General features: G+C 36.2%; 14 protein-coding genes. All 14 read right to left on the minus strand.

All coding sequences use genetic code 11. From position 1 onward, the window contains the following. Window positions 1-18: 18 nt before the first annotated feature. The 14 genes from GHI93_RS03455 to GHI93_RS03520 all read right to left on the minus strand — a co-directional run bounded on the left by GHI93_RS03455 (window position 19) and on the right by GHI93_RS03520 (window position 14,388). On the minus strand, window positions 19-957 hold the full coding sequence (locus tag GHI93_RS03455) for a glycosyltransferase (RefSeq protein ID WP_153495633.1): 939 nt from the start codon (window positions 955-957) through the stop codon (window positions 19-21). Between the two features lie 18 nt (window positions 958-975). Then, complete coding sequence (locus GHI93_RS03460; RefSeq protein WP_153495635.1) at window positions 976-1,956, minus strand: glycosyltransferase; 981 nt, start codon at window positions 1,954-1,956, stop codon at window positions 976-978. Continuing rightward, a complete protein-coding gene (locus GHI93_RS03465) occupies window positions 1,956-2,687 on the minus strand; it encodes a CDP-alcohol phosphatidyltransferase family protein (protein ID WP_246177009.1) in 732 nt (243 codons plus the stop codon). The genes GHI93_RS03460 and GHI93_RS03465 overlap by 1 nt, the downstream gene beginning before the upstream one ends. A gap of 47 nt (window positions 2,688-2,734) precedes the next feature. Further along, complete coding sequence (locus tag GHI93_RS03470) at window positions 2,735-3,880, minus strand: glycosyltransferase (RefSeq protein WP_153495637.1); 1,146 nt, start codon at window positions 3,878-3,880, stop codon at window positions 2,735-2,737. A 4-nt stretch (window positions 3,881-3,884) separates the two neighbouring features. Further along, window positions 3,885-4,571 (minus strand): sugar transferase, encoded by a 687-nt coding sequence (locus GHI93_RS03475; protein WP_343030306.1) that lies wholly within the window; start codon window positions 4,569-4,571, stop codon window positions 3,885-3,887. Window positions 4,572-4,600: 29 nt separating this feature from the next. Beyond that, a complete protein-coding gene (locus tag GHI93_RS03480) occupies window positions 4,601-5,365 on the minus strand; it encodes a tyrosine-protein phosphatase (RefSeq protein WP_153495638.1) in 765 nt (254 codons plus the stop codon). Window positions 5,366-5,410: 45 nt separating this feature from the next. Then, window positions 5,411-6,109, minus strand: a complete 699-nt coding sequence (locus tag GHI93_RS03485; protein WP_153495640.1) for a polysaccharide biosynthesis tyrosine autokinase — start codon at window positions 6,107-6,109, stop codon at window positions 5,411-5,413. 7 nt (window positions 6,110-6,116) lie between these two features. After that, window positions 6,117-6,953 (minus strand): Wzz/FepE/Etk N-terminal domain-containing protein, encoded by an 837-nt coding sequence (locus GHI93_RS03490; protein ID WP_153495642.1) that lies wholly within the window; start codon window positions 6,951-6,953, stop codon window positions 6,117-6,119. Between the two features lie 34 nt (window positions 6,954-6,987). Then, the gene (locus GHI93_RS03495) at window positions 6,988-7,791 is read right to left on the minus strand and encodes an SGNH/GDSL hydrolase family protein (RefSeq protein ID WP_153495643.1); all 804 of its coding nucleotides are present in this window, start codon (window positions 7,789-7,791) and stop codon (window positions 6,988-6,990) included. Window positions 7,792-8,324: 533 nt separating this feature from the next. Beyond that, window positions 8,325-9,653, minus strand: a complete 1,329-nt coding sequence (gene eno, locus GHI93_RS03500; RefSeq protein WP_153495645.1) for a phosphopyruvate hydratase — start codon at window positions 9,651-9,653, stop codon at window positions 8,325-8,327. Window positions 9,654-9,836: 183 nt separating this feature from the next. Then, the gene (locus GHI93_RS03505; RefSeq protein WP_153495647.1) at window positions 9,837-10,598 is read right to left on the minus strand and encodes a (S)-acetoin forming diacetyl reductase; all 762 of its coding nucleotides are present in this window, start codon (window positions 10,596-10,598) and stop codon (window positions 9,837-9,839) included. A 124-nt stretch (window positions 10,599-10,722) separates the two neighbouring features. Further along, window positions 10,723-11,280 (minus strand): ribosome hibernation-promoting factor, HPF/YfiA family, encoded by a 558-nt coding sequence (gene hpf / locus GHI93_RS03510; RefSeq protein ID WP_153495649.1) that lies wholly within the window; start codon window positions 11,278-11,280, stop codon window positions 10,723-10,725. A gap of 209 nt (window positions 11,281-11,489) precedes the next feature. Then, window positions 11,490-13,940 (minus strand): ATP-dependent Clp protease ATP-binding subunit, encoded by a 2,451-nt coding sequence (locus tag GHI93_RS03515; protein ID WP_153495651.1) that lies wholly within the window; start codon window positions 13,938-13,940, stop codon window positions 11,490-11,492. Between the two features lies 1 nt (window position 13,941). Next, complete coding sequence (locus GHI93_RS03520; RefSeq protein WP_153495652.1) at window positions 13,942-14,388, minus strand: CtsR family transcriptional regulator; 447 nt, start codon at window positions 14,386-14,388, stop codon at window positions 13,942-13,944. Window positions 14,389-14,470: the final 82 nt, after the last annotated feature.

The following is a 14,470-nucleotide window of genomic DNA, read 5'->3' on the forward strand; positions in this document are numbered from 1 at the left end:
AAGTATACTCTTTCTGTTTCACATAAAAATAGCAGTTAAATAACTTATTAAATCTTTAACCCCATAGTAATTTTTATAATCAATTATAGTATGAAAAATTTTTTTATGTTCTAAGTTATTTTTTTTGATAATGATTTTATTTAATGTTAGTGAAAACATTTTTTTCATTTCTTCATTTTGTGGATAATATTTTGAAACATAATTATTTACTGCAGCATAACATAATAATTTATTATTTACAATTTTTAACATCTTATTATACCTACTATTTTGATGAATTTCCTTTGTCATTGAGCTTGAAGAGTGCTTTCTCCAATTTATCAATTTTTCTTCTAAGAGATATAAATTCGATGAAAGTATTCCTACGAAATATGCGCAAGAATCATGAGGAATTTTACAATCTGACAAAATAAATAAATTTTTTATTTTTTCTTTTTCACTTTTTCTTATTGCCATTGTACAACCTGGTCTAATATTAATTCGATCGAAATTTTGAGGCAAAACTTTAAATAATTTATTTCCTATCCTTTTTTTGGAGTACGAAATTAACTCTATATTTATTTCTCTATTTTTTTTTGAATCAAAAAATAATTCATAGTCAGACATTAAAATACCTATATTTGGATATTTTAAAAATGTATCGTACATTAACTCAACTTTATTAGTTTCCCAAATATCATCTTGATCACAAAAAAATACAATATCGCCAGTTGATTTCTCTAAAAGTTCTATAAAACTTTTTTTCCATCCTATATTAACTTTATTTTCAATTACTTTCCAATCCTTTAATTGATATTTTAAGATATAATCATTAATAATTTTTATTGTATTATCTGTTGATTCATCATCTTGAATTATAATTTCATCAATTTTTTTAGTTTGAATTCTTAAACTATCTAATTGAGAGAGAATATAATCTTCTCCATTGTAAGTTGCCATTACTACGCTAGTTTTCATAAAATTATCCTAATATCTTTAAAATTTAATCAAATATTTTTTATACATTCCAATAAACATAATTAAATATAATCTAATAGTTCTGGATTTTTGGAATCTATATATTTCGTTTCTCTTGAAAAATCTAATTGCTTTAAATCCACCAATTTGAATAACTTTCAAAATTTTATTAGTATATTCATTTTTACCATATCTACCTTCAATTAACTTAATTGTGTACAAAGATTGATTAAGAGTATTACTAGTTTTCTCAGATAACTCAGTTAAATCAAATTTTTTTAAATAATCTTGAAATTTTAATTTGTATTTTTCTTCGGATGACACATTGTTTCCATGTCTTCTATATTGGGTTAATTGTTCCTTCAAAAAAATAACAGTTCCTAAAACATTAGCCACATTCACAAAATAATTGTCATGAGCTAGTTTTTCAAACATTTTTTTAGGATCCACTTCCGGAACGCTTTTCATTAATGCATCATTAAAAAATGAAGCGCATCCCCATACTCTTTCTCTAGCAAAAAAAGTGATTTGACTTGAACCAATATTCATTCCAACGATTTCATCCAAACTAGAAGAAACTAAGTTATCATTACCGTCAATGATAGACATATCATGTTGAATAAATATTGGATTTTTTTGATTTTCTAATTCTATCCGCAAAATTAATTTACTTAATTTATCAGAAGTCCAAATATCGTCTTGATCACTAAAAGCATAATAATCTGCAGAATATTTTTTTTGTACATATCCTATTACATTAAAAAAATTTATAAATGCTCCGTGTCTTCCCGAATTGTTATGTATAATTTCTATTTTTTCTGGATTATTTTCTTGAAGATTTTCGATAATTTTTAAAGTGTTATCTGTTGAATGATCATCAGAAATAATTAATTTCCAATTTGAAAAATTTTGATTAATAATACTTTCGATTTGTTTCTTTATGTATTTTTCACCATTAAATGTTGCCATTAAAATAATGACCTTCTTATTCTCAATCATTATTTTTCTCCCAATATTTCTTTTAAAGATCCAAGCATAATGATTAAATTAAGTAGAAAGTATCCAATTGTAAAGAGATCAAGAATATTAAAAATAATAGCGACTAACATTAATACTTGTACAAAACCAGCTATAGAAATTAAATTAAGGGCAATAATTTTTATAATTCCATAACTATCTTTTTTCTTAAGACCAGAAATTTCTTCTTTTTCTCCTATAGTATTAATTGCCTTGTGCATAATAAATCTTGGAAAAATCGTAAAAATACCAGAGAGTGCACCTAAAATAATATAGGTTTCAGATGGTATATTTACTAAACTACTAAACAATCCAGTGTTATGTGCAGCACCAACGCCCCAAGCGAAAAATGAAAGAATCATAGCTATGTAGCCACTCATTGCATCCCAAACACTCCCCATAGGAGAAAATTGTTTTTTATATCGTGCAATGTTTCCATCCACTCCATCAAGTAAATTCCATAAGAAAAAACATAACCAACCCAAAAGCATAGCTAATTTACTTGTTGTTATTGACATTATAATAAACCCAATTATTACTGGAAAAATTGAAATTAATGATACCATGTTTGGAGTAATATTTGTGTATAAAAAAGGAATTGTTAAAACATATGAAAGTGGTCTACCAACATAAAAGGCAAAATAATCATTTTTTGCAAGTTTTCTTTTTTCTGGAGACATTGTTGCATTTTCAATTTGTTTTGGTGTTATCATTTTTTTATTACTCCTGTGTATTAAAAATCATTTCTTAGAAAAATATTTTAAAGGTTACTCAAATATTCTTCATAAATACCGCTCATCATTTTATTTATTGTGAATCTATTTTCAAAACTATTTATTATTTCTGGTTTTTTTAATTTTTTACTTAATTCAATAAAATTAAAAACTTCATCAATATTTTTTAGAATATCAAAAGATTCAAATAATCTTCCATTAACTTCTGGAATGACTATTTCACTATGTCCCATAACATTTGTTAAAAATACAGGGACACCGCTTCGTAAAGCTTCAACAGCCGAATAACCAAAGCTCTCACCGTTAGATGTTGAAATAAAAGCATCAAACTCTGAAACTATAAATTCAGCATTATCTTTATGTCCTAGAAAATGAATGTTCTTTTCGAGAAAATTTTCTTTAACCTTTTTCTCCATTTTTTCTTTTAAATTTCCATCTCCAATCCAAATAAAATGAATATTAGAGTCAATTTTTATAACTTTCATCGCAATTTCAACAAATAGTTCGGGGTTCTTTTGGTGGTTTAATCTTGCTGTATTTCCAAAAATAAAATTTTGAGGTGTTAAATTTAATTCTTTTCTTAAAAAAGCACTACTGCTAATAGGTATTGTGGATAACCCATTATAAATTACTCTAAACTTATCGGGTTTATCTAGTTTTTCTTCAATCGCTCCTTGTTTTTCTCCATTCGACGTGCTAAAGGTTCTGGTAGTTGCATATCTGCTTAGCATTTTTTCCAAAAAAACAAAAATCTTTCTCTTTAAATTTGAAAATTCGGGAGACAAAAAGGAATACCAATGGGAAGTGTAAAATATTTTTTTTACATGATTTTTTTTAGCAGCAATTCGTCCAATAACACCAGCTTTTGAACTATGGCAATGAACAATATCTGGATGAACACTTTTAATCAATTTATTGATTTTTATATAAGAAATAAAATCATTTTTTAAATTAATTTCTCTTACAAATTCTTTAATAAGAACTGGTTTAATATTATTTTTATTTTTTATAATTGTATTTCTAAAGATATCATCAACTTCATCATCATTATAAGCAATCCAAACTTCAAATTTCCCATAATCTAAATTTTCTAACAAATCACATAAATGTTTTCTTAATCCTCCTTTTCCACTTTGAGTAATTAATAATAACTTTATTTTATTTTCTTCCATTTTTTTAATAAGCGTCCTTCCCGTGCATGCTTTGCGTGATGGTCATAAAGATGAGTGCGAGGTCAAAGAGAAAGCTGTGGACTTCGAGGTAATGAAGCTCTAGGTCTGCTCTTTTAGGGAACAGGATGGCACTTCTTCCGTGAGTGGTCCAGTAGCCTGTGATGCCTGGCTTACACATCAATAGATAGGGAAGTCGATCCCCGTATTCTGTGTCTTCAAAAAGAAGAATCGGACGCGGGCCGACGAGACTCATCTCGCCTTTTAGGACGTTGAGAAACTGTGGGAGTTCGTCAATTGAGTGTTGGCGAATGAATCTTCCTATTTTTGTGACACGGGGGTCATTTTCAAGCTTATTTCCATTATCGTGATAGGCTTGCTTTACTTCTGGATGATCTTCAAGATATTGCTCTGCATTCAAAATCATGGTGCGAAATTTCCAGATGTAAAAGATATTTCCACGTCTGCCATATCTTTTTTGCTTGTAAAGCATTGGTCCACGATCCTTTTTTGGTGCTGTGAGGTATGGGATAACTAAAATAAGCGCTGCGATAAGAAATAAGAAACTTCCGACGAGTCCACCCAAGATGTCAACAGCTCTTTTTACAATCAGCTCAGAGGTTGTGAATGGTTTGAATTTGCAAAGATTTTGCTCTGCTAGTATTGCGCTATAACGCTCTTTCGGGAATTGCACGGTTTCTCCTTTCTACTAGCATTGCTCTGCTAGAATAGTCCTAAAAATTTTTTCTTTTTGATTTTTGTTGGGGTGTTTGCGTAGATGGCGTTGTCAGTAATGACAGCTTCTGCGTTTTCTTTGAATGTCTGTGCGGTCGCAAAACCGAACTCATCAGTGATGATATCAAAGGCATCTTTCATCTTGAATGCACGTGATATGACATTGTGTGCGTCAGAGGCGACAAAATGAGTAAGGTCATGCTCGATGATATCAAACGTGAGCTTTTGGATTTTCTTTCCAAAATGTCCTGTGACGCTCGATGCGGTAATCTGACTCAGTACGCCCTGCTCGATGAAATTGTATAGAATTTCAGGATTTTCGATGATTCCTGTGTTTCTTTCAGGGTGCACTAAAATAGGCTGAAGGCCTTTTAGAATCATATTGTAGAACAACTCTGACGCATACTTTGGGACATGATTGGACGGAAACTCAATCAACATGTAGTGAGACTGGTCTGTAGAGGTGAGGAGCTTTCCTGCGGCATAGTCTTCTAAGACATTGCCGTAAATCCGGACTTCTTGTCCTGGTAGGATTTCAATGGGCAACTGATTGACGCGGACAATCTCACGCACTTCTTTGACTTTTTCTAAGATGAGTGGGCGTTCATTGTTGAATTCTGGGTTGTGGTGTGGAGAGACGGCAATGGTGGTAATGCCTTCATCAATGGCTGATTTTAGCATGATCAGTGTATCTTCGGGTGTTTTCGCCCCGTCATCTATCCCTGGTAAAATATGACAATGGATATCAATCATTTTTTCTCCTAATTCTTATCGCTTTTTTGAGATAGCGGTGAGGACTTACTCGGCACCGTAGTAATAATAGTAAGCAGAATCTGATGCTTCAACACCGTGTAAAACAACTCCTAAAATGTTGGCATTGACTTGGTCAAGAAGTTTTTTGGTCTTTACGACACTTTCTTTTTTGGTTTGGTTGGCTCTGACGACAATCACTGCTCCACCGACGTATCTGCTCAAGATTTGAGCATCTGTCACTGCTGAGAGTGGTGGCGTATCAATCAAAACGATATCAAAAGCTTCTGTGACGGAGTCAATAAGATTTTTCATCGCAGCTGATCCTAAGAGTTCTGATGGATTAGGTGGGACAGGACCTGAGCTGATGATTGCAAGATTTTCAGAGAAATTTGTCCCTTGCATCGCGTCGTTGACTGAAATTTGACGTGTCAAAACGTTGGTCAGTCCCGAGCGATTTTGAAGTCTGAAGGTCATGTGAACTGAGGGTTTGCGCAAATCAGCATCAATCAAGAGTACTTTTTTGCCTTGTTGGGCAAAAGTAACGGCAAGATTGGCGATGGTCGTTGATTTCCCTGCTGCGGCTTCGGCTGACGTTACAAGGAAACTTTTTAGACCCTGGTCTGCTAATTTAAATTCTATTGTTGTACGAATGGTACGATATTGCTCTGAAATTGGTGATTTTGGGTTGACGCTGGTGATCAGATAACGATTGCTATCTAATTTTTCATTCTTTTTAGACATCATAAGCTCCTTATCTTCTTCTACGTGGTGCTGGTTTTTCTGTCAGTGCTGACGATGTTCCAGATGTTGTCGCACTGTGGGAATTTGCAGATGGTGTGTGTGAACTTACACTTGGGGCATGTCCACTTGCGGATGGCATTTTTGCTGCACTATTTACAACATTTGCAAAGTCGCTTTCTGTTGCGTATGGTGTCACACCAAGAACGGACAGTCCAAGTGCTTCGAGATCTTCTTCTTTGGTGATTTTATTATTTAAGGCTTCCATCAAGAAGGCAATTGCAATCCCAATAATCAATCCTGCAACGACTGAAGCACCAAGATAGAGCGTTGGTCGTGGACTGACTGGAGCAGTATTTACTTTTGCTTGTGCTAAAATGCTGACGTTAGTCACATTGAGCAGTTTTCCTGCATCATCACTGAATATTTTTGCAGTTTCATTTGCGATTTTTTGAGCAGTATATGGATTTGAATATTTTACTGTCAGTGTAATGACTTGTGAATTCGTCGTATTTGATGCTGTGACATTTTTTTGGAAATTGTCATTTGCCAAATTGAGGTTATTTTGTACTTTGTCTAAAATAACTGGGCTTACGATAACTTGATTGATGGTGTTTGCCATCTGGATATTTCCTGTGACTTGTCCTGCATATGCAGCAGAGCTGTTTGAGTCAGGAAGTTTTGCAACCAACTGTGTGGTTGCGGTGTACATGGGTGTTGCAATGAAAAAGGTATAAACAGATCCGAGGACTGTTACAATAAAGGTTACTAAAATAATCAATCCCAGTCTTTTATATAAAAGGCGTAGGATACTTCTCAAATCGATGGATTCTTCTTTTTGGGCTGGCATGCGTTCTCCAAACTATACTTTTTTTATTTTTTTCTTATTTAGTGGTAAAGGTTTTGATCAAAGCATCTGACCAGATTTTTTGACCTGCTTCGTTTAAGGTTCTATAATTTCCGTCATCTACAACGAGTGCTTTCATCGCATCAGAGGCTCCATCAGGGAAGTTTGTCCAATAATCAAGATACGTGTACTGAGCTGGTAGTGTCGCTTTAAATGCTGCGTTCCATGTTGGATAAATCTTTCCATTGTAGATGGGGTTTGAAGGCTCAACTAGAATGGCTGCTTTTGTTTGTGCTAAGGCAGTCAAGACTGCTTGATTACTTGCTGTGGACTCATCTTGTGAGATGTTTAAGTTGTCATTGAGCAATGGCGCTTCATATAAAATAACATCTGGATGTGTCGCTACTACTTGATCTGTCAGCTTTGCTGCCAAGAGAGCAGATGATGTATCTTGGGCATAAGTGATGACATTGACTTTCCAAAATGAATCGCCATAATTTGCCGTTAATGCTGTTTTCAACGCTTTCGTGACGTTATTATCGTCTTGCACCAACAGGGTTAAAACCGCTTTTTTGTTGTTTTTCACTTTATTTTCAACCGTCGTTTGAGCAGCTTGCGGTAAATTTTGTAACAAAGTGAAATATTTTGTCATATTAGCTGAATCTATCGATGTCTGATTTGATGATGGCGTTGAAGTCTTCTCTTGGCTTGATTTCATAACCATTTGGTGAGAAGAATGAGACGCAACATCGGAGAGTTTTGAGTGGTAAAAACGATAGCCCAAAGCGACGACGACAATTCCTGCGATGATAACAACAAAGTACATAATTTTTTTAAACATATATTCTTTATTCTTTCCTCATTTTTTTAATGCCTGAAATGGCGATATGGCGTAATTAACTATTTTATTTTATCACAGTATCTAGTTTAATTCAAACTTAATCGTTATTTCGATGAAATAATATTAAAACTATAATTTAATATTTTACAATACTTGTACTTATAGTGCTTAATATTTAAAATAATACGTTTTCGTAATAAAAACGCTTCGCGATGTTTCTTTTCTACGCCCGTCTATGTCCGCTGGGTCTATCTATCTGATAGATAGATAGATAGATAGATAGATAGATAGATAGATAGATAGATAGATAAGAATACGCTCATTTCATGACGCTAGCATTACAGACAGGATAAATTTTGTTTACACTGTACTGTTTTTGAATTTTTTGTTGTAGGCGTTTCACTTCATTTTTAGGGAGAAAATATTATGTTTGACATATTATTATTTTGTACAAAAAAATGCACGTCATACGCCAGATTTCAGGTACAAGTCGTGCATTTTATTTTTTAATTCATTTTCGAATCATTCCAAGATTAGTCAACAAATTTGTTGTTAGGAATGTTGTAGAATGATTTAAGACCTTTGTATTGTGCTACTTCAGCCAATTGATCTTCGATGCGGAGCAATTGGTTATATTTAGCGATACGGTCTGTACGTGAAAGTGAACCAGTTTTGATTTGACCAGCGTTAGTTGCAACAGCGATATCAGCGATTGTTGCATCTTCTGTTTCACCTGAACGGTGAGAAACGATAGCTGTGAAGCCTGCTTCTTTAGCCATTTCGATTGCTTCAAATGTTTCTGTCAAAGTACCGATTTGGTTTACTTTGATCAAGATTGCGTTTGATGCACCAAGTTTGATTCCTTTTGCAAGGTAATCTGTGTTTGTAACGAAGAAGTCATCACCAACGAGTTGAACTTTGTCGCCAAGTTCTTTAGTGAATTTAACCCATCCATCCCAGTCGTTTTCATCAAGACCGTCTTCGATAGAGATAATTGGATATTTTTCAACCAAACCTTTGTAGTAGTTGATCATGTCATCTTCAGTACGGAGTTCCCATTCTGATTCAGGTTTGTTTGCCAATTTACCGAATTCGTAAAGACCAGTTTCTTTGTTGTAGAATTCTGATGATGCAGCATCCATCGCAAAGACGATGTCTTTTCCTGCAACGTATCCAGCTTTTTCGATTGCTTCAAGGATAACATCGAATCCTTCATCGTTAGATTTAAGGTCAGGAGCATATCCACCTTCGTCACCAACAGCAGTTGAGTAACCTTTAGATTTCAATACTGCAGCCAAAGCGTGGAATACTTCAGCTCCGTAACGGAGTGCTTCTTTGAAAGTAGGAGCTCCGATAGGCATGATCATGAATTCTTGGAAGTCGATTGAGTTTGCAGCGTGTGATCCACCGTTGATGATGTTCATCATTGGTGTTGGCAATACTTTAGCGTTGAATCCACCAAGGTAGTTGTAAAGTGGAACACCAAGTTCGTCAGCAGCAGCACGAGCAGCACCGATAGAAACACCAAGGATAGCGTTAGCACCAAGTTTTGCTTTTGTTGGTGTGCCGTCAAGAGCGATCATTGCACGGTCAATGGCTTGTTGATCTGTCACTTCATAACCGATGATTGCTTCAGCGATGATGTTGTTTACATTGTCAACTGCTTTTTGAACACCTTTTCCGCCGTAGCGTGATTTGTCGCCATCACGAAGTTCAACTGCTTCGTGTTCACCAGTAGAAGCACCTGAAGGTACCATACCGCGACCGAATCCGCCGTCTTCAGTGTAAACTTCAACTTCAAGTGTTGGGTTACCGCGTGAGTCAAGGACTTCGCGAGCGTAAATATCAGTAATAATTGACATTTTTGTCTCCTTATTATTTTTAAGTGCGTCTGCACTCTTAATACTCCTTCATTTTACTATTTTTACAATTTTTTTTCAAGTGAAAATTGTGTCACATCCAAAGTTCACAAGGTTTCACGCTTACATTCACTTACTTGTATTTTTTTATATGAAAAAAGCGAGGAAAACTCGCTTTCTTTTGGATTAATGGAATTGCATTCCACCATCTACGATGATGGTTTGTCCTGTGATGTAGTTTGAATCTGGTCCTGCAAGGAATCCGACTACGTTCGCTACGTCTTCTGGTTCTGAGAGGCGTTTCATGGCGATGTCTTTTGCGAATGTTTGCATTCCCCATTCGTCATCTTTTCCTGCATTTTTACCGACTTGGTGTGCAATGTCATACATCATTGGTGTTTTGACAATTCCTGGTGCGTATGCATTTACTGTGATGCCTTCTTCTGCGAGATCACGTGCTGCGATTTGTGTCATGCCACGTACTGCGAATTTTGATGATGAGTAGAGCATCAAGTTTGGATTTCCAACTACTCCTGCTTGCGATGTTGCGTTAATGATTTTTCCGCCATGTCCTAAGCGACGATAGATTGCTGTGGCGGTTTGTGTGCCCCACAACACGCCTCCGATATTGATGTCATAAACTTTATGGAAAAGTTCTGGTGTGATGGTTTCGATTGGTGTGGTTGGTGCGATTCCTGCATTATTTACAACAACGTTTAAGTCGCCAAATTTTTCTACGACAGCTTCAAATGCCGCAATAACTTGATCGCGATTTGACACGTCTGCATTCACTGCGATTGCGTCTTCTCCGAGTGCTGTGGCTGCTTTTTGTGCGATTTCTTCGTTGTAGTCCAATACTGCAACTTTGAATCCATCTTTATAAAGTCGTTTTGCAATTGCAAATCCAATCCCTTGGCCTGCTCCTGTAACGATTGCTACTTTTGACATAATTGTCTCCTATCTGCCTGTTTTAAATATTTGTTACTCTTACATTTTACCGCTAAAATGTTTAAATGTCAATAATTTAATAAATAAATTTAAAAAAGGCTGACATTTGTCAACCTTTTTACATTTATTTCGTTTCGATAACACCAAAGCGACCATCTTCTCGACGATAAACAACGTTTGTTGCATCTGTTTCTGAGTCTGTGAAGACGTAGAAATCATGTCCGAGCATCTCCATTTGGAGGACTGCTTCTTCGGCATCCATAGGTTTTAGGGCGACATGTTTTGTCCGAACAATCGTAATTCCAGCATCTTCAACTTCTTGGGCTGGTGCTAGTGGTGCAAACTCATCGGTAAAGATTTTTGCTGTTGGAACACTGTTGCGTGGCCGACGGTTTGTCCGTGTTTTGTATTTCCGGATTTGACGTTCTAATTTTTCTTCTACAAAATCAATTGAGGCATACATATCTTCTGAGGTATGCTCAGCTCTTAGTGTGACATTCTTTGCGGGAATTGTTACTTCAACCTTTGCGCGTTTCTCAGTATATACTTTAAGATTTACGTAGGCTGTCACTTCATGACCATCGTTGAAATACTTGTCGAGTTTTTGGATTTTTCCTTCAACGTAAGCGCGGATTGCTTCAGAAACTTCTACATTTTCTCCACGGATATTAAATTTGATCATAAGATGCACCTTTGTGATTTAGAGCATTCTTATTATCACTCAATTGCTGTTGAGATGATGCGTTCAATCTTCTCGAAGCAAGTTGAATCATAAACCTTACTTGATGTGCGTAGAACTTTGAGGAGTTCTTTTCAAGTAATCTTCTAACACTCTTAGAACCACCCTTTCCTTTATTTCTAATTAAATTATAACATGAAAACGTTTTTATCTCAAATATTATGTGTAACTTTAATTTTTTTGTTATTTACTCCGATAGAAATAGCCTCTCCTTTTTTAATTTCACCGCGGAGCAATTGCTCTGCGAGAAGGTCCTCAATTTCACGTTGGAGTGCTTTACGCAAGGGTCTTGCACCATAAACTGGATCAAAACCTTCGTTTGCAATGTATTGGATTGCTGACGAAGTTAGTTTCACATTTATTCCTTGTTCTGATAAACGTTTGATGAGAGAGTTACTCATAATTTTTACAATTTCTCTGATTTCTTCTTCGGTTAAAGAATGAAAGACGATAGTTTCATCAATTCGATTGAGAAATTCAGGACGATAGTGTTGTTTTAATTCTTCTAAAATGCGCTTTTTCATCGCTTGATAATCTGCGTGCGATGATTTTGCACCAAAACCAACTGTTTTATCATCTCGAAGTGCTGTTGCGCCAAGATTAGATGTCATGATGATGATGGTGTTTCTAAAATCAACTTTGCGGCCTTTGGTATCTGTCACAAAGCCATCATCAAGAATTTGAAGCATGATATTGAACACATCAGGATGTGCTTTTTCCACTTCATCCAGTAAAACAACTGAATAAGGATGATTGCGCACGCGCTCTGTTAGCTGTCCTCCTTCGTCATAGCCAACATATCCTGGAGGAGCACCGATCAAACGAGAGGTGGAGAACTTCTCCATGTACTCACTCATGTCAATGCGAATCATGTTTTCCTCACTGCCAAAAACACTCTCTGCTAATGCTTTTGCGAGTTCTGTTTTTCCAACACCAGTCGGTCCTAAAAACATAAATGAACCCATTGGGCGGCGGCCGTCTGCAATCCCAGAGCGTGAGCGTCTAATCGCACGTGCAACAGCTGATATGGCTTCTTCTTGTCCAATTACACGCTGATGTAATTCTTTTTCAAGCTTGATGAGACGCTCGCTTTCAGATTTGGTCATTTGTTTGACTGGAACACCAGTCAAGTTGCTAACGACATTAACAACGGCTTCTTGTGTAACGGCTTCTTTTTTATTACTTGTGAGCGTAAAGTCGTTCATTTGTTTGTTGAGTGTTTTGAGTGTTTTTTCAAGTTGATGGGCTTTTTTGATGTTCAACTCTGAAATGGCTTGGGTCAGTTTTTCTTCGGTTTGATCGTAGTCATTCTCTAAGTCAATCAGTTTGGATTGATTATTTTTTGAGGTGATCTTGACCGCTGCAGCTGCTTCATCAAGTAAGTCAATGGCTTTATCTGGTAAACGACGACTCGGCATATAGCGCATGCTGAGTTTCACCGCTTGCTCGATTGCTTGATCCGTAATGGTAATGTCATGAAAGGCTTCAAATTTTTCTTTGAGTCCTGTCAATATTGCAATCGCGTCCGCTTCATTTGGTTCATCAACAGTGACGCGTGCAAAGCGGCGTTCGAGTGCTTCATCCTTTTCAATGTACTTTTGGTATTCATGATATGTTGTTGCACCAATGAGCTGGAAACTTCCTCTTGCCAGTGCTGGTTTTAAAATGTTTGATGCGTCTGTGACCGAATCCATCCCGCCACCTGCTCCTACGATAGTGTGTAACTCATCTACAAAGACAATCACTCCATCAGCTTGGCTGACTTCATCAACAATCGCTGTTAATCGGTCTTCAAATTCACCGCGGAATTTTGTTCCTGCGACTACTGCGGCCATATTTAACGACATGATGCGGCTGTTGATCAAACCAAACGGCACATCTCCTTTTGCTACACGCGCTGCTAATCCTTCGATAATTGCTGTTTTTCCTACACCGGGTTCACCGACAAGGACAGGATTATTTTTGGTTCTTCGACTCAAAATATGGATCAAACGCTCGATTTCTTTTTCGCGTCCAATCATTGGATCAAGTTTCCCCTCACGCGCAGCTTGGGTGAGATTGATTGATACGGTGTCTAATGTGGGCGTATTCGAATTTTCGTCAATGTCTTGATTTAGTTCACGTTTTGACATCGGCGTCACCGCTTTTTTCGGTTTTGGCGTGCGCAGCTGGGTTTTCTTTTTTAATTCATCTCGTAAGGCTTTATGACCAACTTTTTGCAGATTTAATAATTGAATCGCTGAGCCTTGATCATGCTGTAACATCGCATAAAGGAGATGCTCTGTCCCAATCTGCTCACTGTCATTAAGAAGTGCAATATTTGAGGCTACTTCAATGATTTCTTGTAAGCGAGGGGAAAAAGTGATTTCGCTACGCTTTGTTTTAATGTGACTCGAAATTTCCTCTAAATCTAAAAGCATGTCTTCTGGGTCAATGTTTTGACTCATTAAGATAGAGTAGGCGATGGATCCTGGTGTATTGGCCATCGCGCTCAATAAATGTCCACTCTCGATCACACCAAATTCGTATTGATAGGCTAAATCTGTTGCTTTTTCAATTATTTTTATTGCTATGGGGGTTAATTCAACATCATAATCATTCATTTTATTCTTCCCTGTCTAATCTTTGGATTAAATTTTTCATCATTTGGCTTCTTGCTCCAGCACTTACAGCGTCGTCAGTGATGACAAGTAATAACAAATTTCCTTCACGCTCTGTGAGCACTTTTTCATCAAAGAGTAACTGAATAATATCGTGTGCTACTCGAGCCGGTATGCTTATTGGAATTTTTTGATATAAATCTGTCAAAAATTCGTGTCTGGCAGAGTAGTGATATTTTACAATTTTGATATAGCCGCCGCCGCCGCGTTTTGATTCGACATCAAATCCTTTGGAAGCTGTGAATCTTGTCTTGATGACATAGTTGATTTGTGAGGGCACCACGTCAAATTGATTGGCCAAATCAACGCGCTTAATCTCAATTTCAGCCGCATCTTCTAGGAGCTTTCTCAAATAGGCTTCTATAATGTCTGAGGTGTTTGGTGTCGTCATTTTCGCTCCTTTACTTTTTTCTTTATTTGTTTGACCTTTATTGACTATTTTATCGTTTTATTGGATGAGATACAACTATTAT

Source organism: Lactococcus hircilactis (assembly GCF_009601015.1).
GTDB classification, from domain to species: domain Bacteria; phylum Bacillota; class Bacilli; order Lactobacillales; family Streptococcaceae; genus Lactococcus; species Lactococcus hircilactis.